21 protein-coding genes are annotated in these 24,909 nt (G+C 52.3%); 18 read left to right on the forward strand and 3 right to left on the reverse strand.

Annotated elements, in window-relative coordinates:
* Positions 1–10: 10 nt before the first annotated feature.
* From ACFOLF_RS28295 to ACFOLF_RS28315, 5 genes are all read left to right on the forward strand, one after another.
* A complete protein-coding gene (locus ACFOLF_RS28295) occupies positions 11–1,297 on the forward strand; it encodes a vWA domain-containing protein (RefSeq protein ID WP_210037327.1) in 1,287 nt (428 codons plus the stop codon).
* A gap of 21 nt (positions 1,298–1,318) precedes the next feature.
* Positions 1,319–1,954 carry a beta-mannanase gene (locus tag ACFOLF_RS28300; protein ID WP_210037328.1) on the forward strand — a complete coding sequence of 212 codons (636 nt, stop codon included), beginning with the start codon at positions 1,319–1,321 and terminating at the stop codon, positions 1,952–1,954.
* A gap of 15 nt (positions 1,955–1,969) precedes the next feature.
* Entirely contained in the window at positions 1,970–3,229 is a 1,260-nt protein-coding gene (locus ACFOLF_RS28305) for a TRAFAC clade GTPase domain-containing protein (protein ID WP_210037329.1), read from the forward strand.
* Entirely contained in the window at positions 3,229–6,243 is a 3,015-nt protein-coding gene (locus tag ACFOLF_RS28310) for a GAP1-N2 domain-containing protein (RefSeq protein WP_210037330.1), read from the forward strand. Before ACFOLF_RS28305 ends, ACFOLF_RS28310 begins: the two co-directional genes overlap by 1 nt.
* A gap of 228 nt (positions 6,244–6,471) precedes the next feature.
* On the forward strand, positions 6,472–7,941 hold the full coding sequence (locus ACFOLF_RS28315; RefSeq protein ID WP_379219640.1) for an aldehyde dehydrogenase family protein: 1,470 nt from the start codon (positions 6,472–6,474) through the stop codon (positions 7,939–7,941).
* A 477-nt stretch (positions 7,942–8,418) separates the two neighbouring features.
* Here the strand turns inward: ACFOLF_RS28315 and ACFOLF_RS28320 are convergent, their stop codons facing one another.
* Entirely contained in the window at positions 8,419–8,787 is a 369-nt protein-coding gene (locus tag ACFOLF_RS28320) for a hypothetical protein (RefSeq protein WP_210037332.1), read from the reverse strand.
* A 268-nt stretch (positions 8,788–9,055) separates the two neighbouring features.
* Between ACFOLF_RS28320 and ACFOLF_RS28325 the strand changes: the two genes are divergently transcribed.
* The 11 genes from ACFOLF_RS28325 to ACFOLF_RS28375 all read left to right on the forward strand — a co-directional run bounded on the left by ACFOLF_RS28325 (position 9,056) and on the right by ACFOLF_RS28375 (position 20,290).
* Entirely contained in the window at positions 9,056–9,508 is a 453-nt protein-coding gene (locus ACFOLF_RS28325; protein WP_210037333.1) for an Hsp20/alpha crystallin family protein, read from the forward strand.
* A 173-nt stretch (positions 9,509–9,681) separates the two neighbouring features.
* The gene (locus ACFOLF_RS28330) at positions 9,682–9,951 is read left to right on the forward strand and encodes a 50S ribosomal protein L33 (RefSeq protein WP_210037334.1); all 270 of its coding nucleotides are present in this window, start codon (positions 9,682–9,684) and stop codon (positions 9,949–9,951) included.
* 180 nt (positions 9,952–10,131) lie between these two features.
* Positions 10,132–10,974, forward strand: coding sequence for an AraC family transcriptional regulator (locus ACFOLF_RS28335; RefSeq protein ID WP_210037335.1), 843 nt, complete (start codon positions 10,132–10,134; stop codon positions 10,972–10,974).
* Between the two features lie 120 nt (positions 10,975–11,094).
* Complete coding sequence (locus ACFOLF_RS28340; RefSeq protein ID WP_379112970.1) at positions 11,095–12,051, forward strand: aldo/keto reductase; 957 nt, start codon at positions 11,095–11,097, stop codon at positions 12,049–12,051.
* A 112-nt stretch (positions 12,052–12,163) separates the two neighbouring features.
* Positions 12,164–13,696, forward strand: a complete 1,533-nt coding sequence (locus ACFOLF_RS28345) for a spore germination protein (protein ID WP_379112967.1) — start codon at positions 12,164–12,166, stop codon at positions 13,694–13,696.
* The gene (locus tag ACFOLF_RS28350) at positions 13,693–14,895 is read left to right on the forward strand and encodes a Ger(x)C family spore germination protein (RefSeq protein ID WP_210037338.1); all 1,203 of its coding nucleotides are present in this window, start codon (positions 13,693–13,695) and stop codon (positions 14,893–14,895) included. Before ACFOLF_RS28345 ends, ACFOLF_RS28350 begins: the two co-directional genes overlap by 4 nt.
* A 2-nt stretch (positions 14,896–14,897) precedes the next feature.
* The gene (locus ACFOLF_RS28355) at positions 14,898–15,116 is read left to right on the forward strand and encodes a hypothetical protein (protein WP_210037339.1); all 219 of its coding nucleotides are present in this window, start codon (positions 14,898–14,900) and stop codon (positions 15,114–15,116) included.
* Positions 15,117–15,148: 32 nt separating this feature from the next.
* Positions 15,149–16,237 carry a GerAB/ArcD/ProY family transporter gene (locus ACFOLF_RS28360; protein WP_210037340.1) on the forward strand — a complete coding sequence of 363 codons (1,089 nt, stop codon included), beginning with the start codon at positions 15,149–15,151 and terminating at the stop codon, positions 16,235–16,237.
* A gap of 70 nt (positions 16,238–16,307) precedes the next feature.
* Positions 16,308–16,799 carry a cation:proton antiporter regulatory subunit gene (locus tag ACFOLF_RS28365; protein WP_210037341.1) on the forward strand — a complete coding sequence of 164 codons (492 nt, stop codon included), beginning with the start codon at positions 16,308–16,310 and terminating at the stop codon, positions 16,797–16,799.
* 3 nt (positions 16,800–16,802) lie between these two features.
* A complete protein-coding gene (locus ACFOLF_RS28370) occupies positions 16,803–17,972 on the forward strand; it encodes a cation:proton antiporter (RefSeq protein WP_210037342.1) in 1,170 nt (389 codons plus the stop codon).
* Between the two features lie 308 nt (positions 17,973–18,280).
* Positions 18,281–20,290: a methyl-accepting chemotaxis protein gene (locus ACFOLF_RS28375; protein ID WP_210037343.1), complete on the forward strand. Its 2,010-nt coding sequence runs from the start codon at positions 18,281–18,283 to the stop codon at positions 20,288–20,290.
* Positions 20,291–20,475: 185 nt separating this feature from the next.
* Here ACFOLF_RS28375 and ACFOLF_RS28380 read toward each other — a convergent pair whose 3' ends face one another.
* On the reverse strand, positions 20,476–21,345 hold the full coding sequence (locus ACFOLF_RS28380; protein ID WP_379112844.1) for a helix-turn-helix transcriptional regulator: 870 nt from the start codon (positions 21,343–21,345) through the stop codon (positions 20,476–20,478).
* 165 nt (positions 21,346–21,510) lie between these two features.
* Here ACFOLF_RS28380 and ACFOLF_RS28385 point away from each other — a divergent pair, with 165 nt between their 5' ends.
* Together ACFOLF_RS28385 and ACFOLF_RS28390 are read left to right on the forward strand one after the other, a co-directional pair.
* Positions 21,511–23,385, forward strand: coding sequence for a beta-L-arabinofuranosidase domain-containing protein (locus ACFOLF_RS28385; protein WP_210037344.1), 1,875 nt, complete (start codon positions 21,511–21,513; stop codon positions 23,383–23,385).
* Between the two features lie 184 nt (positions 23,386–23,569).
* On the forward strand, positions 23,570–23,788 hold the full coding sequence (locus ACFOLF_RS28390) for a hypothetical protein (protein ID WP_210037345.1): 219 nt from the start codon (positions 23,570–23,572) through the stop codon (positions 23,786–23,788).
* Between the two features lie 143 nt (positions 23,789–23,931).
* Here the strand turns inward: ACFOLF_RS28390 and ACFOLF_RS28395 are convergent, their stop codons facing one another.
* Entirely contained in the window at positions 23,932–24,840 is a 909-nt protein-coding gene (locus tag ACFOLF_RS28395) for an AraC family transcriptional regulator (RefSeq protein WP_210037346.1), read from the reverse strand.
* Positions 24,841–24,909 lie beyond the last annotated feature (69 nt).

A 24,909-nucleotide genomic window follows, 5' to 3' on the forward strand; every position in this document is an offset into this window, starting at 1 on the left:
TGCTGTCATCATGCAACGAAAAATAAATATGCTTCTCCTGTTGTTCAGCATAATCGGCGGCGCAATCGGATTCGCGTTCGGTGAAGTGATACTGGGGGGGCTGCTGGAGAGCTGGCCGCGCTTTATCGTCATTGGCCTCTACTTTGGCGTTCTGGCCTTGTGCATCGGCCTGGCCTGCCTGCTTGCGGAAATGATCGCGCCCCGGTTGAACGGGTCTTCCTGGCGGCAGCGCTATACCGACTTATCCTGGAAGCTGCTCGTCCCGGCTACCCTTATTCTGCTGTTTGCTGTCGGCGGCCTGCTTCAGCTGCTTTACGGGCTGCAATTCGGCGGCGTGAAGCAGGTGAAGGATATTGTGCTGGTCGTCGACAATTCGGGAAGCATGCTGGAGACCGATCCGGACAACGAGCGGTATGCGGCAGCGAAGCAGCTGATCAACAATATGGACAGCGATAACCGGGTGGCTGTAGTCGCCTTCAGCAATACCGCTGAGTTGATCCAGCCCTTTGTCAGTCTGGACACGCAGGACGAGAAGAATTCGGTGAATGCCGTAATCGATTCGCTCAAGCCAACTGACGGAGGAACGGATTTCAGCCTTGCGCTGACGGAGGCAATGAAGACAATCGAGGGCAAGGAAAATGCCAAACGCGGCACGTTGGTCATTCTGCTGTCAGACGGCTTCAGCGAATCCAATATCGACCAGCAGCTTGCGGCCTATCAAGAGCAGCAGATTGCCGTCAATACGGTGGGTCTCAGCGTTGTTGATGCCAGAGGCTCAGCTTTGCTGCAGCAAATAGCGGAATCCACCGGCGGCAGCTATTACGATGTGTCGGAAGCAAGCGGACTCGCTCTCGTATTCCAAAATATATACGATAAAATCGACAACCGGACGCTGCTGACAGAACGGACCGATACGATGGCGGATAATACGTTTTACACGCTGCTGCGTATTTTGTCGCTGGGCATTATTGGAGCAGCCGTAGGAATCTCGCTGGGTTTGCTGTTCGACAACCGCTTCCTGGCGGTAAGCTTCGGCAGCGGGGGGCTCGCCGGCGGCCTGCTGGCTGGTTTTATTCTGGATAACGGCTTGTCCGGGCAGGCATTCACGGACGGTTTCTGGCGGTTCATCGCTGTGCTTGTGCTGGCGGCCATCATCGGTTTATTTACACTCGTTGTTCCGGTGAGCGAGAATAACGGCACCAAGCCGCGGGGCGGCGGACGAAAAGGCAGCAGCCGCGACATTCCCGCCGCGGGCATGGGCGGACGGACGAAGGACAGCCGCAGCCATGGATTTTAATTGATGCGGGAGGCGGAATAGATGCAGTTTACCGATGCGAAGGAAGGTTCTCCGGTCATCAGCGGCTTGACCCGCACAGTCGAGGAGGACCGCTTCACGCTGCGCTGGATTTGGCCGCGGGACATCGATGCGGTTTACATCCGGAAGACCCCTGCCGAGCAGGCGGAATCCGCAGCAGGGGACACAGGAAACGTAAAGCTGTACACGAGGGCGGAATATAAAGCGAACAACGGCTATCACAGCCGCCTGGAAGGCATCGGGCGTTATGTCCTTACGGTATTTGCCTGCCGGGAAGGGAGCGGCGGCCCGCAGCTTATCCGGCAGGCTGACGGCGGGAACAGTATCGAAATCAGTGCCGGCAAGGCTAAAATTTATTATTCGCTCTTGGATAAAGGCGGTTTTTTGAGAAAATTCAAAACGATTCAAATTCAGGTGACGACCGAAGTTCCGATCGCGAAGGACGTGCTCTGCTACGTCAAGAAGCAGGGCGGTTACCCCGCAAATAAAGAGGATGGGATGCTGTATCCTTTTGTCGCGCCGTTCCCGGCGGGAAAAACCATCCTGCCTCCCGTTGAGGTGGGCAAACAGGATTTTATCCGGTTGTTTTTCACCGATGGCCGGACCTACGGGCAAATGTACGAATTGATTTCAGTGTAAAGGAGGAAAAAGCGCATGGGTATTTTCGATCTTTTCAAAAAAAAGCAGGAGGCGAAGGCGCGGCCGTTGTTCTATGATATCGTCTGTCCCTACTGCTTCAGCAAATTCACGCCGGAGGAGGTCGTATTCCGCGCTGCCCATTCCCGTGAGGACGATGAAGATTATGCCCTTGGAGAAGACGAGGAGCTGAACAAATACCGCGAGCGCTTTGGTCTTGATTCCGTGCATGACATGGAAGCGGTGCTTCGTCCGCAGGACGTGCCTGAAGAGCATCGGATTTACTCCAATCACGTGCTTACCGGAATCAATGACCGTTACGGCGAGCTCACGCGCAGAAGGCTTTGCCCGAGATGCCATAATGAGCTTCCGGTGACCGCCGGCAAAGCGCCGAGCAATATTATTTCCATTATAGGCGCTTCCCAGGTGGGGAAATCGGTGTATATGACCGCCTTGATCCATACACTGCAGAATACGACGGCGGACCACTTCAACGCGGCCTGCATGCCGCTCAACGCGGAGATCAGCCGCAAGTTCCGCACCTATTACGAGGAGCCGTTATTCGAGCGCGGCGATCTGCTTGCATCCACCCAGAAGGAGAAGATGCAGGAGCCGTTTATCTTCCAGTTCGTCTTCAAGGACGACGAGAAGCCGCCGCTTACGCTCGTATTTTTTGATGTGGCGGGCGAGGGGATGGTCGAACAGGATTACCTCGGTCTCCACGGTCAGCATATCAAGAACTCGGCAGGCATCCTGCTGATGGTCGATCCGCTGCAAATCCGTTCGATCCGCGAGAAGATCAGAATGAATCTGGGCGATAAGCCCGGAGAATGGGTTTCCCAATACGATGAGCCGCGCGACGTCGTGCTGACCATGTTCGGCGATTTTATAGCTTATCAGGAAAACAACAAAACGGATATTCCGACAGCCGTCGTGCTGACGAAGAGCGACATGCTTCATTCCCTTAAGGATGAGGATGGCGAATATATTAAATCGAACAGCAATGTTTTTAATAATATGGTGCACCGCAATTATTTCAATCTGACTGAATTCGAGAATATTGACGGCGAAATCCGCCGCTTCATTGAGAAGGTCGACCGTCCGTTCAAGGGCACGATGGACGTTTATTTCAAGGATACGGCTTATTATGCGGTATCCGCTCTGGGCAGCAATCCCGTGGACCAGAAGCTGCAAACCGTCGTGAGTCCCATCCGGGTCGACGAGCCCTTCATTTGGCTGCTTTATAAGCTGAACTATATTGAGGGGAGAAGAGAATAGTGCGCGATTCTACGCCCGGCAGGATGATCCAGCAGCAGATGTATGCAAGGGAAAGACGCGGTATTTTCAGATCCACGGAAGGCTATGACACAATTGCCAAATCGGACGGCCTGGACCCTTCATTTATCAAAAAAGTGCTCCATCCCCTCTGCGTATACGATGCGCCTACCGAGCTGGCAGCGCGCGGCGAGAAGGACGATGCCGCATATCCCGAGACGGTGCATCTGCTGCATCTGGAGAATGGCGACGTTCTGCTTGGGCGAAGTGTCTACAGGGCAGCGGATTTCACCGGACTTCGCAGCGCGTTCTTTACGCATAACTACATCATACCAAGGGGTCATGGCGCGGACTCGGCTGGTGAATATGAGGACTGGCTGCAAGCATCCTTCGCCGATCATTATGATATCGATAGCGGTACGGAGATTGCGGAGCTGGCCAGACTGCCGGTTCAGGCGCCGGCTGCGGGCAGAACGTCCTATCGTTCCCTATTGGCGCGGCTGAATATTGGAGAGACGCCATTCAAGCAGCTGCTGTATGCGGTAATGGCCGCGGTCGGCGGCAAGAAGAAGGTGTATGTTGCGCTTGATGTGCCGATCAAGCAGCTGCCGGACCTGGCCAAGCAGCTTCTTGGGCTGCTTTATGCGAGCTTGCCTTATGCCTACCGCAGGCAGCTTGGTTTTATCACCTATGCGAAAGAGCCGCAAAGCCGGAAATCGGTGCATCTTACGTTTGTGGAGCAGGGAAGCCTGCGCCTGGGGGACCGGAGCATCGAGAAGGATTATATATTGGATTTCGCCAGCGGCAGGCTGATGAATGTCGATCTGGATGGAAAGGATCAGCCGTACCTGGACTTCGCCTGGGACAATTTGGATCGCCTTGAGCGCGCGGACAGCTTCTATCAATTTGCCGAGCGGATGCTCGAAGACATGGAACCGGAACGCCAAACCGCAGCGGCCAGCTATCATGAGCTGTGCGTCATTTATCAAATTGAGGAAGGCAGCAAATCGCTTTATGAAACGCATAAAGCAGCGGTGCTGCACGGCTTGCTCGATTATCTGCAGCCAACCGGCTCGCTGGATTCCAAGATGCGGCTGAATGATTTGTTCCTGTCCTGCTTTGACTATGAATTTGACCGGGTACGGCAAGGACAGGTTCCGGAGCCGTTCATAATGGATGTCTTTAAGGATTACTATCGGATCGACGGCAAGCATATCGAAAGCAAGCTGGTCTCTTTCATCATCCTGGCACTCAACAATGCGAATATGCAGAACGAACAGGAAGCAGCCGCCTCTTTCTATGCGGCCGTGGAAAGCCATTCTGCCTTAAGCAGGGCGTTCTTCGCAAAGCTGCTGACTGATGCGAGATTAGCGGGCAGCCTGTTCATTCCTTTTCTGGAGATAAAGCTTCAGGCTGCGGCGGGAGCAAAAAGCGTGCTTGAGCTGGTCGGGCAGTGGGGAAGCGTTCATCCGGGACTTTTTGGCTATGAGCCGTTCCATGCGCTGGTCCGCCAGCAGTTGACCGACAGGCTGGCCGAAGAGGGCCATTCGATACCGGCGGCAAACAGGACGTTCGGGCAGCTGCGCGGGCTGACTGGGGAAGAATGGTCAGAAACCGGGAAGCAGCCGTCTTCACAGGAAGGCGTTGGCCTGGTTCAGGAGCTGGAGCTTGCCGTCTATCGCGCGATGCTCAGTGAGCTTGACCTGGACAAGCTCACCGAAGATCAGCTTGCGTCAGCAGAATTCCTTGAGTTCCAGGGTCAGCTGCAGCGCTGGAACGGACAGCTGCAGGATCCCCGGCAGAAATCCGCAGCCGCTGGACTGCTCGCGGTTTATGAATGGTTCACACGGCCGGAGCCGACAGCGGCATTATTCGACCGGCTGTCTCCGGCTGAGATCGACCGTGTGCAGCAGGCAGGACGCCGGCTGTTGGCAGCTCATCTGGGGCCGGCTGAGTTTCCGCGTCTTGTGCTGGCATTTCTGCGCAGTCCGGACATGGATACGGTGGATTATGCGGGGCTGATCGATTATTTGCAGCGGAACGCTCCGAACAGGGAGCTGGTATACCGTTTCTTCCAATGGTCGGAGAATCATCCGGATTTCATGAGATCCAGAGGCTTTGTGCCCTCCTACTCGAGTGCTATCGTCGGTTACTTTACGAAGGTTGACCGGAATGCTTTCAAAAAGCGGGCGAATCGGAAGCAGCTTTTCGACATGGCGGGAGCATCTCTCACTGCCGTGTATAAACAGGCTGAGCGGGGGCTTGCCTCGCCTCTTGGCAAATTTTTTCGCCGGAGCCGGAAAACGACGATGATTACAACTATTCTGGCTTTAGGTATTATTCTGGTTGCCGCCGGCTTCATCCTTTCATTCTCCGGCAAGGGCGATTCAAACCAGGAGGCTGCGGATTTGCCTGAAGCGCAGCCTCCGGATGAGACGGACATCGTCAAGCCTGATACGCTTGTATACGCAGAACAAACGGCGGCATCCGAGGGGCAGGCAGCATCGACCTCCCTTGTGTTCTTGTTCAAGGACGCAGCAGCCTGCACCCAATTTAAGCCGGGTTCATTAACCATACAGTCGCCGGGTGTTGAAGCGGTTGAATATACGGAGCTTGCCATTACTCCTGCTTGCGGCACAGATGCCGCGAATGATGGCACGGACGATAGTCAAGATGGCACGGACGCTAATCAAGCCGATGATCCGGCAGTGACGGAGTCCACGAATCCAGATGCGGATCTGCCTGTGGAATCTCCGGGTTCAGATGCCGGTACTGAGGCTAACGCGGGCAGTAACGACAAGACTGACACTCCAGCTGATGGTGCTGCTGGATCGGAGGTCAACGCAGAAGCCGGCTCTCAGCCAGAGAACGGCAGCAATGCCACGACTGGGCAAGAAGGCTATCCCAATCGGGTTGTTGTTCGCCTTGGCAAGCAGGCCGATATTCCGGTTGACAGCATGATTCGGGTGGGAGAAGTGGAATACGAGCTTTCCGTGCTGAATGATACTAATGAATAATAAACACCTATTTTCAGATGGAACTTGCGAGTGCTGCACAGTTAGGCCAGGCAGGCTGTAAGGGTTGCCTGGCCCTATTTTATGAAAGAAAGTACAAAATATGTTTGAAATTAATCAAACGATCGTTTAATATAGACCCATAAGACATAAGTATCTATTATTATATGAGCTGAGGCGCTATAAGAGCAAAATAACTTTTTATTAATTAATCAAACAATCAATAATTATATAAAAGAAAGGATGTACATCATGAAAACAACAAGCCTTGAGGAAGTTCAAAGAATTTTTAAGGTGCAAAAAGCCAAATATTCACCCTCCAATCCCCCCAGCTACGAGGAAAGAATGGACCGTCTGAAACGGGCCGACAAGCTGATCCGCGATCACTGGCCCGAATTCATCCAAACGCTGCAGGAGGATTTCGGCAGCCGCGATTCCGATCAAATATTCGGAGCGGATATTCTTTCACCGCTTTTTCACGGCAAGCATGTCCGGGATCATCTGGCCCAATGGATGAAGCCGGAACGCAAATCCTCCGGGCTGCTGGGGCTGGTGGGGCAGAAAACGTATATTCTGAACGAGCCTCTTGGCGTGATCGGCATTGTGACGCCTTTTAACGCCCCTGTCAGCCTTGCTTTTGACCCGGCGATTGAAGCATTGGCCGCAGGGAACAGCGTAATGATCAAAGTAACGGAAAGCACGCCGAGAACGGCCGATTTCATGCAGAAGCTGGTGGCAAAATACTTCAAGGAAGAAGAGATGGCGGTCGTGACGGGAGAAGCGGATGTATCGGCCTGCTTCGCTGCACTGCCCTGGGATAAAATGGTTTTCACCGGGGGCTCGGAAATCGGTAAAAAAATTCTTGCGGCAGCAGCACCTAATTTGACTCCCGTTGTCCTGGAGCTTGGCGGCAAATGTCCGGCTGTTGTCCTTCCGGATGCCGATATCCGTGCGGCGGCTCCCCGAATTTCGCTTGGACGTACTGGCAATGCAGGGCAAGTTTGCCTTGCCGTCGATTATGCGCTCGTACCGGAGACTAAGCTGGAGGCATTAATCCAGCAAATTGTGGAGGTCGATCAGCAAGCCTTTCCGACTATGATTAACAACCCCAAGGTATCCTCCATTATCAATCAGGCCGGCTATAATCGCATTGTCGGTTATATTGAGGAGGCAAAAGCTGCGGGATGCCGGATCATTCAAGTGAATCCGGCCAACGAGAAGCTTCCCGATCCCGAAACGCGCAAAATTCCGCTCACCATTGTGGTAAACCCGGGCGAAAATCTGCAGGTCTCCAAATATGAAATATTTGGCCCTGTGCTCTCGATCTACTCCTACAAACATTTGGACGAGGCGATCGCATTCATTAACAAGCATGAGAAGCCGCTTGGCTTATATGTTTTCGGCAAAGACAAAAACGATATCCGCAAAGTCGTCTCCAGTACATCAAGCGGAGGTGTTACAGTCAACGATATAACCCTGCATGCGGGTACCAATACAATGGGTTTTGGCGGCGTAGGCTATAGCGGCATGGGCAGATACAAGGGCGGCATCCTTGGCTACAAGGCCTTTTGCAATGAGAAGGCGGTGTACGAGCAGGGGCTCATGGGCAGATTCACGGCCTCATTCCTTGTCCCATTCGCCACTGACAGACCGCGCAGCATGATGCGCAGAATGGTTGGCATCAAATCTCAGCCTCGCTGAAGAAAATCCGCTTCCGGTTGAAGCTATCAACCCGCCGGCTGCCTGCTATAAGCAGACTAGAGCAGATGATATCGGGAGAGAAAGCAGTATTAAGAGAATACCAGCCAACCGGCGGCGCGGAATTAGGCTTTTCCACTTCAAGGTCAAATACACAATCATGACGGATAATCCCCACATACAATGTAGAGCATTCAACAGGAAAGAGGGCTCACAAGTTGTCATTGGAAGGTTGCCAATGCAAACGTGTTGGGGGATTCACCGGCATTGGCGTAATCCTGGCTCTCTTTATATTGCTGGTTATCATTTCATAAACAATATGAAAAAACTGCGGCGATTGCTCCCGGAATCCAGCCGGCGAACGATCGTCGCAATTTTTTAAAAAAATATAGGGAGGGTTAGACGGCGAAGACCGTTTCCTCTTGTACTAAAACAAAAAAGCCTCACATCAGGGAATCAATGCAAGGCTCTGATGCTTTATTATCGATTTCTGCTGCGTTTCTTGACCTGATTATGGTATTGAGCCGCAGCTGCACGTGGCCGGTGCTGGGATTTTCCTTTCCCGGTACCGGCATTTTTTTGACTGCGGTTCGATATCGTGGCTGTCGGTCCCATGAAGGAGTTGAACATTTTAAACATCGGTCCTATCTGCGAGAAAAAACCAAACATCTGTTGAAATTTCCCCATCATGGACATGATCCCGTCAAGACCGCCCGCTCGATTCTGGGCTTGAGCGGCAAATACCGGAGCAGATGGGGATTGTGGCGCAGCCGACTGATCGAGGGCATTCGAAGGTCCGCCCTGGGTCGGCAGAAAAGCTTTGGTTTTGGCTTTTTTGCTTCTTTGCACTTCAATCACTTCCTTTTAACATGATTAGTTTTACTTTCGTTAATCCCTTAATAAGGACGATCATGACAAGATATGCCGGGAGCCGGCAATCGGTATGGTTGATTAACTACCTGGGCTTAAATATGGTCCATCGCCATGATATGTTCGCCGGTTGTTTTGACGGCCTGTTATATGGGGGAACCAACGGGAGCGGTTGGCATAAGATGTGTCGATTCGCCCTTGCGGCGCATAATATATAGCAAAAAACGAATACTTGCGAGGGATTGGAATGAATTTTAATCCGAATCAACTTTTCGATTGGAGCAAGTTCCTCCAGTCCTTTACTGGAGAAGAATCTATATTTTCCGCCTCGAATAACAACGATAAGGTCGAAGCCTATATGGAACAGGTCGGGGAAAAAATCCAGTCAATGGTAACCAAGTCGTTTCCCATGAGCGCGCAGCCGGCACAGAAGGCCAAAGTATTCGAGACCCATAAATCCGTTTTCGTCCGCTGGAAGGTTCCCAAGAAAGTCGATCCCTTCAAAATCCGGATTCATGTCAACAACCAGCGGGTTCGTTTATCGAATATAGCCAATCACAAAAATTTTTCCATTCAGCTTCCATCACAGGTGACAACAAGAGGCTGCCATGCCAAAATTCATAAAGGCATTCTTGAAATCCGCTTGCCAAAATCCTTAAAGCGATTAAAGGAAAAAGAGATCTTTATTTACGATTTGTAGGCTGAAATCCCTTATGAACCTACCTACCATCCAAACATACAAATCTAGCAATATACAATCCTTCCTATCAAGGCTTGCATAAAGTAGATGATAGACAGGAAGACGAGCTGCAGGCATCAATCAAGCTGCGCTTCTTATCCTGGACTAACGTCTTCATAAGGGAGGATTTACAGATGGCAGTGAGCAGAGAGCAGGCCAGGAAGCTTTGCGGAAAACAGGTCTACGCCTTGAAAAAGGACGGTTCGATGGTTTCCGGCAAGCTGGTTCAGATCAAGGGAAACCGCCTGATTATTGCACAGGAAAAAGGAAAAAACGTAAAAACAAAAGCGTTTCTTCCACTAGTGCTGTTTGATTTACTGGCAATTGGCACGGAACCCTTTGGTTTTGGGGGCGGATTTGGCTTTGGTCCGTTTGGCGGATTCGGGGACCCCTTCTTTTTCTAAAAAAATGGCGGCTGTTCTCTCGGGCAGTATGAAGTGCGGGAGGCGGCTGCCGCTTCTTTTCGGCAAAGAAAGGCCCAAGATGAGACTCGCCGCGAACTGGTATAATCAACATACATAATTCTAATAATGCTTGAATGGCTCCTTATTCCATATTGCATACCAGGGGGAACACTCGAATCTATGGCTACCTATCAATTTAATCCGGCTCCTCCGCCCGAATCCCCGCCCCGGCTGCATCTTCTATTCTGGGGCAAGGAGGATTGCCTGCCGGGGCATGCGGCGGGACCGGGAACACGGGATATCTACAAAATCCATTTTGTTCATAAGGGCAAAGGAATCGTACGCCGGGGAGCCAATACGTTTGAGCTTGCGGCTGGGCAGGCTTTTCTCATTTATCCCCATGTCGTCTATTATTATGAAGCGGATGCTGATGATCCCTGGACCTATTCCTGGATTGGTTTTCAGGGAACGGACGTTCCTGGGCTGCTGGACCGGACGCAGCTCTCCGATCTGCAGCCGGTATTTGTCATGGATAACAAGATCATGCCCGTGCTGTACGATCAACTAACAGCAGCAGACTCTGCAAGTCCCGCCTTCGATTTGAGACTGATGTCCGTATTCTACGAGTTCCTGGCTGCCTTGCTGGAGTCCAGCGGCACTGAAGGCGCGCTCTCCACCCTCTCAGGCAGACAGGAGGAGTACGTTCAGCAGACGCTGGAGTTTCTGCACAGCCATTACAGCGAGGACATTTCGCTCGCCAGCCATGCGGACAGGCTGGGGCTCAACCGCAAATATTTGAGCGCTATATTCAAGAAGGCGCTGGACATACCGCCACGTGAATATCTGCTGCATTACAGGATGGAAAGAGCCTGCGAGATGCTTCTTGCCGGCAAACTGACGGTTGGCGAGGTTTCCCGGTCGGTTGGGTATCAGGATCCGCTGCTGTTCTCCCGCATGTTCAGGAAAGTGAAGGGAATCCCGCCGAGAAGATACCGGGAAGAATATAAGCCAATCGGACATTAATCCATATAAGGCTTCCATTGCGTTATAGGCCAAGCCTCCTCTAATCCTTACAATATAGTAGACAATACAAAAGGAGTGATTCATGTGGTTTATCAGGCGGATGCCAAGCGTTATGAAAAAATGACATATCGGAGAAGCGGAAGGAGCGGTCTTAAGCTCCCTGCCATCTCACTTGGGCTTTGGCATAATTTCGGAGGCATTGACAAGTTAGAGAATGGAAGGCAAATGGTAAGAAGAGCGTTTGATCTGGGTATTACTCATTTCGATCTTGCGAACAATTACGGTCCTCCCGCCGGCTCTGCCGAGGAAAGCTTCGGGAAGATTCTGAAGAATGATCTCAAACCTTACCGGGATGAAATCATCATCTCTACCAAAGCGGGTTATTACATGTGGCCTGGACCCTATGGAGAGTGGGGCTCCAAGAAAAATCTGGTCGCCAGTCTCGATCAGAGCCTGACCAGGATGGGACTTGATTATGTGGATATTTATTACCATCACCGTCCCGATCCCGATACGCCGCTTGAGGAGACGATGTCGGCGCTTGATTTGATTGTCCGTCAGGGCAAAGCGCTTTATGTCGGCCTTTCCAACTATTCACCGGAAATGACGCTTGCCGCCTCCCGAATTCTGAAAGGGCTCGGCACGCCCTGCCTGATCCATCAGCCGCAGTATTCCATGCTGGCCAGAAATCCGGAGCATGGGCTGCTTGATGTTCTGGAAGCGGAGGGTATCGGCTCAATCGCCTTCTCCCCGCTCAGCAAAGGGATATTGACGGACCGGTATTTGAACGGGATTGCTGCAGATTCCAGAGCTGCCGGGCCGAGTGTGTTCATGAGTCCGAACGATCTGACTGAAGCTGTACTGGGGAAAGTGACCAGGTTGAACGAGCTTGCTGCCGGGCGCGGCCAGAAACTTTCCCAGATGGCCTTGGCCTGGACGCTCCGCGGCGGCAAAGTCACCTCCGCTTTAATTGGAGCGAGCAAGGTGAGTCAAATCGAGGATGCCGTGGGGACTGTGGGCAATCTATCCTTCACGGATGAGGAGCTTGCGCGGATCGAGCAAATTTTGGCCGAATAGCCCGGTTCTTTGAAGCTTCCTTTCTCATGTTTTTCGGCGGGCAAGGTTTAAACCGTCCATCCATCGGTGAAGCTGTTAAAAGCTGAAGCAGAACGGGAAGCGAGTGACACCGATGATGGATCCCAACGAAACCCAAGACGCGAATGAGAAGCTGAGCGACATTCTTGAACAAAATTTGTTTAACATTAAACGTGAAATTGGAAACAGCTTTGATATCAAGACCCGAACTTTTCAAAAGCGGCTGTCGGACGGCTCCATGCTTCACGCCGGCGTTGTTTATACGGAAGGGATATCGGCCCTGCAATCAAAGATCAGCGATCTGTTCAGCGAAACCGAAACTGCAGGGAGTCTCTGTCTGCAGCCTTCTGAATGCATGGATGCCATGAAGCAAAGCATACTCACCGACGCCAATATTATCGATATTTTCAGCCTCGGGGAGCTCTTTCATTATCTGCTGGCGGGTTACTGCATCGTGATGCTGGACGGGACGCACAGAGCGCTCGCCGTCGACACGGTTGATGTTAAAGCCCGTCCGGTAGAGGAGCCGAGCGTTCAATCTGTCGTCCGAGGACCGCGCGAAGGCTTTAGCGAAGTGCTTAGCTGGAATACGGCCATGCTGCGCAGAAAAATCAAAAGCCGCAATCTATGGATGGAATCCCGTGTAGTCGGGCGGGAAACGCAAACGACCATTGTGGTGGCCTATGTGAAAGGGATCGTCAATGACGATGTGCTTGAAAAAGTAAGGAAGAGGCTCGACCGTATCGATATCGACGCCATTCTGGAAAGCAATTATATCGAGGAATTCATACAGGACAAGCAGTTAACTTCTTTTCCGACCGTATTCAACTCGGAGCGGCCGGACGTCGTTGCGGCTCAGCTGCTGGAGGGGAAGGTGGCCATTCTGGTGGATGGCACCCCTTTTGCGCTGGTCGTGCCGGCGCTGTTTGTCCAGTTCTTTCAATCGCCGGAGGATTATTATCAAAGGGCGGATTTTGCCACCTTGATCCGGATTCTCCGGTTTATTTCGTTCCATCTGACCATGCTGACACCTTCCATCTACATCGCGCTTACAACCTTCCAGCAAGAGCTGCTGCCTACGACACTGATTTTTAATTTGGCAAGCCAGCGTGAGGGCGTGCCCTTCCCCGCTTTTCTGGAAGCTCTCATTATGGAGGTTACCTTCGAAATATTGCGGGAAGCTAGCGTCCGGATGCCCAAAACAGTCGGACAATCCATATCGATCGTCGGAACGCTAGTCATCGGCCAGGCTGCTGTCGATGCCGGACTGGTTACGGCAGGGATGGTTATCGTCGTGTCGATCACCGCCATTTCCAACTTTGTCATGCCTGCGTTTAATATGGGGATAGCGGCGCGGATTCTGCGTTTTGGCCTGATGGCGCTCGGAGCCACGTTCGGACTATTCGGCGTGTTTCTCGGGATTATTCTCATTACGGTGCGATTATGCAATCTCAAGTCATTCGGCGTGCCTTACATGTCACCGATGGCCCCCATTCATTTTAAAGATCAGAAGGACAGCCTGTTCCGGGTGCCCCTTCCCTGGATGCAGCTGCGCCCCGGAAGCATGAAGACGAAGAATCGTGTGCGGCAAAAGCATTATGCTGACGGGCCGGAGAGCGAGTCATGACGCTGCGGCATGTGTGGAAGCTGACGGCGGTTTCATGTCTGGTGCTTGTGCTTTCAGGCTGCTGGAGCCGCCATGAGCTCAATGAGCTGGCGATTGTTGTCGGAATCGGGATAGACAAGGAGGGCGAGGATTACAAAGTATCTGTTCAGGTTGTTAATCCAGGCCAGGTGTCAACGCGCAACGGGATGTCAAACATCCTGAAGCCTGTCGTTACTTATGCCAATACGGGCCAAACGGTGCCGGAAGCGATTCGTAAAATATCGCTGCTGTCTTCCAAGCGCTTGTACTTTGCCCATTTGCGGATGGTTGTGTTCGGGGAGACACTGGCTCGTCAGGGCATCAATAAGTCCATCGATTATATTTCCCGCAATCCCGAGATGCGCAATGATTTTTTCATCGTAGTGGCTAAAGACTCGAAACCCGAAGAGATACTGAGCACCTTCAGCTCCATGGATCCGATACCGGCAAACAATATGTACATGAAGCTGAGCAATTCCGATAATCTATGGGCGGCAACGGGCCAACTTTCACTTGACCGCCTGTTGATGGACTTGATGACAACCGGCAAGAATCCGACTATGACCGCTATTCAAATCGCTGGCGATAAAGAAGTGGGGTTCAGACAGATGAACAATAACAGCATCAAGCCCTCGGCCGTTCTGGAATACGAGGGAATGGCCGCTTTTAAGGGGGAACGGATGGTAGGCTGGCTGGATGAAGACCAGACAAAGGCGCTCAACTATTTGCAGGATTCCGTCCGACAGACGCTTGGTGTTGTTCAATGCCCGGATGGCGGATATGCTTCGCTTGATATAACGCATTCCAAGACGACAATCAAAGTGGGACGCGAAGGCCAACTGCCTGTCATTGATGCAACGGTCCGGCTTCAGCAGGACATATCCGATGTGGAATGCCAATTGGATATGAACAAAGTGGAGACGATTGATATATTCCGCAAGGCGGGAGAAAGGAAAGTCATTGAGCTGCTGGAAAAGGGAGTAGAGCATGCCCAGAAGAAGCTTCGCTCGGATATATTCGGTTTTGGCCAGGAGGTTCACCGCCAGCAGCCTGCCATGTGGCACCGGATCAAAGATTGGAACACTGTATTTCCTGACGTTAAAGTACATATCCATTCCATTGTTGATATGAAGAAGATCGGAAGCACCGCTCAACCCGTTCAAGAGGAAAAGAGGAAGTAACTATGGCAGCGGGTAGCATATTTGGTATTTTGCTGGCGGCATGCGTGATTTCTATTTTTGAAATCAGGCTCATCCGGAAGAAGGGAGGCAAGCTGGAAGTAACGGTTTTCATCGTGCTTTTGTCTGCCGCCTGCGGCTTGTTCATTGCCCAGAAGCTCCATGTGCCGATTCCTAATCCATTGGTTGGGATTGAAGCCTTGTTCAAGTGGGCGGGGCATTGAAATGAAAGCAATCGGATCGAGGGAGGGGTACCATGATTGGAAGCGAGCGTATAAGCATTCGGGCATTTACGATATTAACGTTCTTTTTCATGATCGGCACTTCGATTCTGATTGCGCCTAACGGGCTGGCTCTCGCCGCCAAGCAGGATGCGTGGCTGGCTGCCATTGCCGGGATTGCCATCAATCTGATCCTTGTCTGGCTGTATGCTGTTCTGGGAGAACGCCACTCCGGCCAAACATTGGTCGAGTACAGCCAGACACTGCTCGGTAAATGGGCCGGGAAGCTGGTCGGGCTGCTGTTCACGCTGTTCTGCTATCTGCTTGCCGCATTAATGCTCGGAGATATGGGGTACTTCATGACCTCGCAGATTATGACCGAAACGCCGATCGAAGCGCTGCAGATATTGTTTGTGATTTGCATTGTGCTGGTCGTGCGCCAGGGCTTTACCGGATATTCGCGCGCATCCGAGATTCTGTTTATATGGGTTGTCCTGCTGCTGGTATTATTTACCGCTCCGCTTTTGCCCATATTCGACTCTGGCCGCCTGAGGCCGGTGCTGGAATTTGGCCTGATGCCCATTCTTGACGGAGGGAGCCATTTTTTTGCGTTTCAGGAAATGGCGGTGCTGCTCATGGTTTATCCGTTTGTTGTTTCAAGCAAGGGACGGAAAAATGCGTTTGCGATTGGCACGGCGCTGGGCGGATTAGTCTTGATCCTTACTACCCTTGGCAGCATAGGCGTGCTGGGAGAAGCCTTAACGGCGAACAACCTCTATCCGGTCTATACGCTGGCCAAGAACATCAAGTTCGGCCGGTTTATCGAGCGTATCGAGGGCTTGATGATTTTTATCTGGGTCTGCTCGATTTTTTTGAAAATTACGCTTGTTTTCCATTCCAGCATAATCGGCTTCTCCCAGGTGACCGGCATCGGAGACAGGAGGGTATTTTTGTGGCCGCTGGCGATCGGGATGATTGTGCTGTCGCTCGCCTGTTATACGAACATCATCTATGTGGAATACTTTCTAATCACTTATTGGTCCGCATTCGCTACAGTGTTTCTGGTCGCTGTACCCGCCCTGCTGCTGCTGGTCTCCCTGATCCGGAAGAAGAAGGCATCGTAGTTGCTTGCCAGCGGTTGTTCCTGTGGTAATATGGGTATATGCCATCGGGAAAATCTAAGGAGGCGCAAGCATGAAGATCAAAATGAGTGACCTGCCGGGCATCGGCAAACGAATTTCCATGACGACAGCGAATGACGATCAGGTTGTCCTGATTGTTCACCATACCGGTTTGCGGGAGCTTTATTTTTTTGACGAGGACGAAGAGGAATGCAGGACGGGCTTCTCCTTGACAGCGGATGAAACGAGAGAGCTTGGGGCTCAATTGCTTGGGGCGACTTATCAGCCGGTGGATATAGACCAAATGAGAATGTTCAAAAATAAAATCATGATCGAGTGGGTGGAGGTTGGTCCGAACTCCGCGCTTGCCGGCAAACCGATCAGGGAATCCAAGATCCGTACCAAAACCGGTGCTTCTATAACCGGAGTTGTGCGCGGTGATGAGGTAGTCGCCGTGCCGGATGCGGATTTCGTCATACAAGCCGGAGACACGCTTATGATGCTGGGAAGCAATGAACAGATCGCAAAGCTGGCGCAGGTATGCAAAGGTCTGGGGGGACTCTAGCCGATGGAGCATTTGCCGCAGCTTCTGGGAGCGGGTATCCTTCTCCTCTCCTTATACCTGGCTGCAATTTCCGGAGCCCGATTCCGGGTTCCGGGTATTATTCTTTATATCCTGGTCGGGATATTGGCCGGAGTCTGGCTGCGCGATTCCCATCTGCTTCATTCGGCGGGTGAGTTTGGCATCGTCCTGCTGTTTTTTCTGCTGGGTCTGGAATTTTCCTATGGCCGGTTGAAATCGATTGCGGGGAAGGTCTGGCCGGCCGGAACGCTTGATGCTGCCCTTAATCTGCTGGTTACAATTGGCATCTGCTTCGCTTTCGGATTGGAGCTTGTACCTTCCCTGCTGATCGGCGGCGTGGTATTTGCTACCAGTTCAACCGTAACAGCCAAACTGATGCAGAGCACCAAGCGAATGGCGAACGCAGAATCGGAATTTATGCTTGCCCTGCTCATATTCGAGGATCTGGTTGCGCCTCTTTTTGTCGCGCTGCTCATCGGTATTGTGGAGGGACAGGATCTTTCGCCGGCTTTTTTCCTGCTGGTGCTTGGCAAAGTCGCGCTGCTTGCGGCAGGAGCCATTCTTATCGGAAGATTTGTGTTCTCCAGGCTGCATGATTTCTTCGACCGGATATTCTCGGAGGATTATTATATCGTTCTGACGGTCGGATTGGCTTTGACTTACGGCGGTCTTGCCGTTTATTTGGGTCTGTCTGAAGTGCTTGGAGCTTTCCTGGCGGGGATGATGCTGTCCGGCGTTAGGAAAACGGAAGATATCGAAACCAAGATACTGCCGGTGCGCGACCTGCTGCTGCCCTTGTTTTTTGTATACTTCGGCACAACGGTGTCGCTAGGCGAGCAAATTCCATACATAGGTTTGTTTATTACACTGCTTTTATGGTCGACGGCGGCCAAAATCATCACGGGTTATTACGGCGGAAAGTGGTATGGCCTTTCGAAGAAAGCCTCTCTGCGGGCCGGGCTGTCTATGACCACCCGGGGAGAATTCTCGGTCGTAATCGCCAGTCTCGCGGCTGGCTCCATCAAGCTGCTGTCCGGCTTGTTCGTTCTGGGCTCAGTTGTCCTGGGGATTGCTTTGTTCCAGCTCGCCCCGTGGCTTACCCGGAAGCTGCTTGGCAAACCTGCCGGATCGAAGATGCGCGCAGGGACGAAATAATGTTAGGGTCTGCTGGCAAAGGGAGGCTGGAAACTGCTTTAGCTTCATAAGCAGAGGCACGACCCAATCCAGCAAACCTTTATATAATTTTTGCCCCGCCTATTCCCCGAACTGCCGATGTTCTTCATAGGACCGCTGTAGGATTAAATGCGCGTGGATAACAGAAGGACGGGCTTCATTTTGGAGAAAACGTCTTCTTCGAACGTTAAAGCGCTTACCCTTGTCTATTTTGCAAGACTACTCAACTTTTGACTGGAACGAGCCGAAATATAGGGTGAGTTTAATCAGTCAACTGGGGGAGTATCATCATGAAGAGCCAAACGTCGAGGCGGGGCTTCACAAACAGGTCAATACGCGCAAAATTATTCGCAGTCATCCTCATCCTCTCCATCGTCCCATTAGCAGGATCCGCCGTTTTTTTCACCAATTATCTGCTTGGCATCACCAAATCCGAGAGCAAGGAAGTCCAGCACGAAATCGCTACGCTGAATATCGACAGAATCGACGACTGGATGCAGTTGAAGATATCGTCGATGCAGGAGCTGCTGAAGGTTCATCCCGAATTCGCAGCAGGCAAGCCCGCACAGCTGCTGCCCTTGTTGAAAATCCTGGATGAAAGCGATAATCAGGTCAGCGGCTTTAATCTGATTGATCTCAAAGGCAATGCCATCGGTGTCGACAATGTCTCGATCAGCGTTGCCGACAGGGAATATTTCAAAAAGGTGCTGGAAACGAAGCAGCCGGTCATTTCGGATATGTTCGTGAGTAAAAAAACAGGCGCTTATGTGCTTCCGATTGCCGTTCCGATCCTGGATGATTCGGGGAATGTGAACGGGATGCTCTCGGCCTCGGTGTCCCCCGAGACAATTACAGCCTTGACGGATAGCATCAAAATAGGGGAAACGGGTACCGGCTATATCATTTCGGGGCTTGGTGAGTATTATACAAATGCCGACACAACGCGGATCGGCAAAAAGATTACCGAGTTTGAGACAAGCCCAAGCGCGCTGAAGGCGTTCGCAGCCGTTCAGGGAAACAACAGCGGGAGCATCACATACAAGGATAACAACGGAAAAGAAATGTTAACCTATTATGACAGTATTCCCAATACCTCCTGGAAGCTGATCGTATCTGCGCCGACAAGCGAGCTGTACGCAGCGGCAGCCAAAGCGCAGACGATTGCGTTCATCGTGGTGGCGGCGGTTCTGCTTTTGATCGTGCTGGTCTCGATTTATATTACCAGAATCATTGTCAGGCCGCTGCTGAACATATCGGCTACGATGAAGAAAGTGGCGGAAGGCAATCTGAACGAAAGGGTTGACACCCGCTCCAAGGACGAAATTGGCGACATGAGCCGGAATATCAACGCCATGATCGATACGCTTGCGGGGATCGTCATGAAAATCAATCATACGATCAATCAGGTGACGTTGGCTTCGGAGGAGCTTCTGGAATCGGCCGAGCAGTCCTCCAAAGCAGCCGCCTATATTGCAGCATCCATCCAGGAGGTGGCAAGCGGGGCTCAGACGCAGCTGGAAGGCGCAGAGCAATCCTCTATCGCCATGGAGGAAATGGCAGTGGGCATCCAGCGTATTGCCGAATCATCGGGAAGCATCTCCGAGCAGACCGGCAATGTGACGGATGAGGTGGAGAAGGGGTATGATCAGATCGACTCCGCCATCCATCAAATGAATGTAATCGGCACGGCAGCCGATCAGGCCGCCTCTGTGATCACCCAGTTCAACAAGCATTCCGAGGAAATCGGCAACATCGTAGATGTGATATCGGATATTTCCAACCAGACGGCCTTGCTTTCATTGAATGCATCTATTGAAGCCGCAAGGGCGGGAGAACAAGGCAGAGGCTTTGCTGTCGTGGCGAACGAAGTCAAGAAGCTGGCCGAGCAGACGAAGGATTCGGTATCCAGCATAGTGACACTGATTGAGCTCATTCAGCAATCCTCCACCCAGGCGGTGGATTCCATGGAGAAGAACGTGACGGAAATCAGCGACGGGATAACGAAGATGCAGCATGTTGGCGAGGCTTTTGCCACAATCCGTTCCTCTGTCCGCCAGGTGTCGGAGCAAATGCAGGAGGTTTCCGCGACGACCGAGCAAATTTCTGCGGGGACGGAGCAAATTACCGCCTCCATAGACGGTATGGTTAGCATAGCCAAAGTCGCAACGGATAATTCCCAGACCGTGGCCAGCTCGTCGGAGGAGCAGTCCGCGATTATGGACAGCATTACCTCATCGGCCCAATCGCTTAACCGGATGATGCGGGAGCTTAAGGAACTGGTCAAGGTATTTCAAACATAGATCAAATTAACCTGCAGCAATCATAACCCCCGGAGCTTAAATGAATGCCTGCCCGGGCATTTCATTTAAGCTCCGGGTTTTTTTAATAGGATGAAAGGTTAAAATTCCGCCATATTTTGCTCCCTTTCTGAGGGAAAATAACCAGCTGCTCCGCCAGCGGACGGCGACCGCCGTTTCTTCTTGCTTTAGCGGAAACGCATCCGGAACTCCTTGGGCTTGAACCCGGTATAGCGGCTGAAGCAGCGGATAAAGTAAGGGAAGGAGCCGAAACCCGTCTCCTCGGCGATTTTGCCAATGGCATGATTGCTGTGGATGAGCATGCGTTTGGCTTGTTCGATTCTGTGGCGGGTTACATATTCCAGCGGTGTGCAGCCAAAGGCCTTCTTCATGCAGACGGCGATATAATTAGCGTGAAAATGAAGCTCCTCCGACATCCGCTTGTAGCCGAGCGGCTCCTTGTAATGCCGCCTGAGGAATGCTGCCGCCTCGTCGGCAATGGCCAGATAAGGGCTGGCGGCGGACATGCCGCCCTCCTCCTGAAGCTGCAGAAGAAGCTCCTGAAACAGCTGCTGCTGAGTCCACCTTGCAGAGACAGAGGGCTGGATCTGATGCAGCTGGAGCTGCCTGATCCGGTCGGTCATCGCTTCGGGATCAAGCAGCTTTCCGAACCTCGGGAGATAGAAGGCGAACGATTCCGTCTGCATATCTGAATAGTCCTGCTGCGGGGGAGTGAATGGCTGCGGCTCCTTCTCATTGCTCCATGAACCGAATGTCTGAAAGTGAAGCCAATAGAAGCGGGTTTCCTCCTCGCAAGGCGTTGTCGTCCGGTGGGCGCGATCCGGGCGGAGAAGGACGAAGTGCCCTGCTGAAACGGAATAGACTTCTCCCGCTTCTTCCAGATGAAGGCATCCTCCAGTCACGACCAGCAGGTCGAATACGCCAATGCCGGAGCGGCTCGGGTGCCTGCCTCCGATCGGATAGGTATCTTCGCCGCAGACGATAAAATGCGGCATGGGTGGAGAGATGAATTGGAGCATGGCAAGCACCTCCTTCATGATTGAGCTTCCTCTATAATAAGCCCTTCCCGCTGTTCACGCAAAAGAAAGGCACTCCTCATGATGTTGTGATTGGATAAAAACCGGTTGTATTCGGATATCTGAATTTCATGCCATACATGTTATATTCGAGCAGGAATGCATATGCGGGAAGGGGAGATGGCAATGAACCTGAGGACGGCTTTTGAAGCGCTGCCGCTTGGACGTATCAAACCTGCCGGTTGGCTGCGGAATCAGCTGCGGATACAAGCGGACGGCTTTACGGGACATCTGGATGAGCAGTGGGCCGATGTCGGTGCGGACAACGGCTGGCTCGGCGGCAAGGGCGAGAGTTGGGAACGGGGACCTTATTACGTTGATGGGCTGCTGCCCTTGGCTTACCTCCTGGAGGATGAACAATTGATCGCCAAGGCGAACCGCTGGGTAGAGTGGTCGCTTGCCAGCCAGAAGGAAGACGGCTCATTCGGGCCGGAACGCATTGAAACGGTCAATAATGATGTGAACAAGAGACAGGACTGGTGGCATTACATGATCATGCTGAAGGTCATGACCCAGCATGCCGAAGCTGTCGGCGACACGAGGATCATACCGTTCCTCACGTCCTTCTTCAAATATGTTCACTCGACGATCACAGAGAACCCGCTTCAGGGATGGGCTGAGGCCCGCGGTGCGGAAATGCTGCTCAGTATTCAATGGCTGTACAAAAGAACAAACGACGCTTTCCTGCTTGAGCTGGCCAGGCAGGTAGTTGGGCAGACCATAGACTGGACGGAGGTATTTCACGATTTTCCGTTCTGGCGCAAGGTGGAGGAATGGGATTGGAAAACCCATGTCGTCAACGTGGCGATGGGGATCAAAACACCCGGGGTATTGTACGAACTCAGCGGGGAGCCTCTGGAGCGGGAGGCCGTGCACCGCGGCATTGACAGCCTGATGACCTATCATGGACAAGCGCATGGCATGTTCTCCGGCGATGAATGGCTCTCCGGTACCCACCCGAGTCAGGGCGTCGAGCTTTGCGCCGTTGTGGAGTACATGTTCTCGATGGAGCAGCTGACGCGCATATTCGGTGATGGAAGATTCGGCGACATTCTGGAGAAGGTGGCGTTTAATGCCCTGCCTGCAGCGATTTCCGGAGACTGGACTTCACATCAATATGATCAGCAGGTGAACCAGATTGTCTGCAATATCGCACCGCGCAGCTGGAGCAACGGACCCGATGCCAACCTGTTTGGTCTGACTCCGCATTTCGGCTGCTGTACGGCCAATATGCATCAGGGCTGGCCCAAGCTGGCATCCCATTTATGGATGCTGGACGGCAAAGGCGGATTGGCGGCTGTATCCTACGCGCCTTGTACAGTCAGCACGCAGGTAGGGGCAGGAGTTGAAGCGAAGCTGGAAGTCAGCGGGGATTATCCATTCCGGGATGAGGTCGCCATCGTGATCTTCCTTGCGCGGCCGGAGCGCTTTGCGATTTCATTTCGCATACCGGAATGGTGCACGTCGCCTGTCCTGACGGTGAACGGTGAACCTGTGGTCCTTCAGTCTGTGAACGGCTATGCGAGAGTAGAGCGCGAGTGGGGGGATCAGGACAAGCTTCTCCTGCATCTGCCCATGGAGGTCAAGACGGTATCCCGTAATTTATACGCGTTCAGCGTTGAACGCGGACCACTGGTGTATGCACTTCCGATCCAGGAGAACTGGCAGCTGCTCACCAGACGCGAGATGTTTCACGATTGGGAGATTTATCCGGGTTCGGCATGGAAATACGGTCTTCTCTCCGATACGGATTATGAAGTAAGCTTGGCGGATATTCCTTACCAGCCCTTCGACGCGGCGAACGCGCCCGTTCGGTTGAAGGCAAGCGGCCAGCTTGTCCGCGAATGGAAGATGGAGGGCAACAGCGCTGGAACGCCGCCGCTTCATCCCGATACGGAGGGACAGCCTGTAATGGAGCTTGCTCTTGTTCCATACGGCAGCGCCAAGCTGCGGATCGGGGAGTTTCCCCTTATCGGCAAGCGCAAGCCAGGAACGCGCTAACAGGATTTTATGCAAAAAAATGAACGCAGCCGCCAACGGACGGCAAGAGCCGTTTATTCTTGACCATTTCCGTTTAATATATGAAAATAAAGTCCATTCAGAAGAAAAAAGGCGCACTTTTGGTCAAAGATTTGGTATAATAAGAGAGTAAGACGAATGGACGACAAGAAGGAGGCTGGCCCATATGGCACGATATTTGTTCGCTTTTGAAGTGAAATCGTCCGGTAAAAAAGGTGAATTCAGCTGGTCTGCTGAAACAGAAGAGGAAGCGCGCGCGAAAGTGCTGCTCAAAATCGCCGATTTCGAATTTTCGGAGGTTGAGGATATCCAGCTTGGCGACTTGCTTGAAGTACGGACAACGACCGGAGATCAATATTATGAATGCGAAGGCTGCAGCGCTTAAATATAACGCTGACTTCCTTCCATTAGTTGATAGGATGGAAACATATCCGCATTACCTGAGACACGCAAAATAAAACCGGCCCAATGTCCAACGACACGGGGTCGGTTTTATTTTGCAGATTAGCCCAAGGACCGGCAAGAGGATCAGATCATCCGGCTCCACTGCCGGTATTTGCCTGGCGGCAGACCGGTATGCTCCTTGAACCATTTGGTAAATGCATGAATGGAGGCGGCACTGAGCCGGTCGGCAAGCCGGGCGAGAGGTTCATCGGAATGAATGAGCGCATGCTTGGCAAGCGCAAGCTTCTCCTTCATAAAATAATCATAAGGCGTAAGGCCCGTCTCCCTGCGGAAAACCCGGCTGATATAATCGGGATGGTAGGAGGTCCATGTTTCGAGCCAGCCCCTGTCGTATTTATCCTCGGCATGCCGATGCAGTTTCTCGGCAACGAGACGGACGATTGGACTGCCGGTGGCACGGCCCAGATGGGGAAGCTGCTCCCCCTGCTTGATGGAGATGATCAGCTCCAGAAACAATGATCTCAGCAGGAGGGGGATATAATCATAATCCATCCGGTAAAGCTCCACGATTCTGGCAAACCGCGGTTCAATACGATCCAGATGAAGCGACTGCTTATCACCGAGCATCAGGGAATCCTCTTCCTTGTCGCTTTTGATCATCATGGTATTTGGTATTGGCACAGGGGATTCATCTGAGTCCACTTCAATGACCGATATCGCTTTGACGCCCCCGCGGGCAGGCAGCGGCGCCTGCCAGGAGAAATGGATGCCGTACAGAATGAACGGGTCCTGCGGGTCGGCTGTAAAGGTATGGACAACATGGGGCCCATAATAAAATAAATCCCCTGGCTTCGCCTCGTACGCTGCGGATTGAATGACGGCTTGCCCCTTCCCGGAAACGACCAGAATAAACTGATAATCCGCGATATACCGCGGACCGAATGAGCCTCCTGGATCGCCTGTATACAGATTGGCATATGAAACGACAGGCGTCAGCTCGTTCCACTGCACGCATGCGGCCTTCAATCCCACATCGAGTACCCCCTTCGATACAAAAGTCGGCAAACGTTAAAAATCCGTCTGAGCAAAACAAATACAACC

The sequence above is a fragment of the Paenibacillus sepulcri genome, assembly GCF_042647105.1.
Lineage (GTDB): Bacteria > Bacillota > Bacilli > Paenibacillales > Paenibacillaceae > Paenibacillus_Z > Paenibacillus_Z sepulcri.

What these genes read in the sequence shown, in the direction of transcription:
- ACFOLF_RS28295 (WP_210037327.1), top strand. Translation starts at nt 11, where the DNA reads ATGCAACGAAAAATAAATATGCTTCTCCTGTTGTTCAGCATAATCGGC.
- ACFOLF_RS28300 (WP_210037328.1), top strand. Translation starts at nt 1,319, where the DNA reads ATGCAGTTTACCGATGCGAAGGAAGGTTCTCCGGTCATCAGCGGCTTG.
- ACFOLF_RS28305 (WP_210037329.1), top strand. Translation starts at nt 1,970, where the DNA reads ATGGGTATTTTCGATCTTTTCAAAAAAAAGCAGGAGGCGAAGGCGCGG.
- ACFOLF_RS28325 (WP_210037333.1), top strand. Translation starts at nt 9,056, where the DNA reads ATGAATTTTAATCCGAATCAACTTTTCGATTGGAGCAAGTTCCTCCAG.
- ACFOLF_RS28330 (WP_210037334.1), top strand. Translation starts at nt 9,682, where the DNA reads ATGGCAGTGAGCAGAGAGCAGGCCAGGAAGCTTTGCGGAAAACAGGTC.
- ACFOLF_RS28335 (WP_210037335.1), top strand. Translation starts at nt 10,132, where the DNA reads ATGGCTACCTATCAATTTAATCCGGCTCCTCCGCCCGAATCCCCGCCC.
- ACFOLF_RS28340 (WP_379112970.1), top strand. Translation starts at nt 11,095, where the DNA reads ATGACATATCGGAGAAGCGGAAGGAGCGGTCTTAAGCTCCCTGCCATC.
- ACFOLF_RS28345 (WP_379112967.1), top strand. Translation starts at nt 12,164, where the DNA reads ATGATGGATCCCAACGAAACCCAAGACGCGAATGAGAAGCTGAGCGAC.
- ACFOLF_RS28350 (WP_210037338.1), top strand. Translation starts at nt 13,693, where the DNA reads ATGACGCTGCGGCATGTGTGGAAGCTGACGGCGGTTTCATGTCTGGTG.
- ACFOLF_RS28355 (WP_210037339.1), top strand. Translation starts at nt 14,898, where the DNA reads ATGGCAGCGGGTAGCATATTTGGTATTTTGCTGGCGGCATGCGTGATT.
- ACFOLF_RS28360 (WP_210037340.1), top strand. Translation starts at nt 15,149, where the DNA reads ATGATTGGAAGCGAGCGTATAAGCATTCGGGCATTTACGATATTAACG.
- ACFOLF_RS28365 (WP_210037341.1), top strand. Translation starts at nt 16,308, where the DNA reads ATGAAGATCAAAATGAGTGACCTGCCGGGCATCGGCAAACGAATTTCC.
- ACFOLF_RS28370 (WP_210037342.1), top strand. Translation starts at nt 16,803, where the DNA reads ATGGAGCATTTGCCGCAGCTTCTGGGAGCGGGTATCCTTCTCCTCTCC.
- ACFOLF_RS28375 (WP_210037343.1), top strand. Translation starts at nt 18,281, where the DNA reads ATGAAGAGCCAAACGTCGAGGCGGGGCTTCACAAACAGGTCAATACGC.
- ACFOLF_RS28380 (WP_379112844.1), bottom strand. Translation starts at nt 21,345, where the DNA reads ATGAAGGAGGTGCTTGCCATGCTCCAATTCATCTCTCCACCCATGCCG.
- ACFOLF_RS28385 (WP_210037344.1), top strand. Translation starts at nt 21,511, where the DNA reads ATGAACCTGAGGACGGCTTTTGAAGCGCTGCCGCTTGGACGTATCAAA.
- ACFOLF_RS28390 (WP_210037345.1), top strand. Translation starts at nt 23,570, where the DNA reads ATGGCACGATATTTGTTCGCTTTTGAAGTGAAATCGTCCGGTAAAAAA.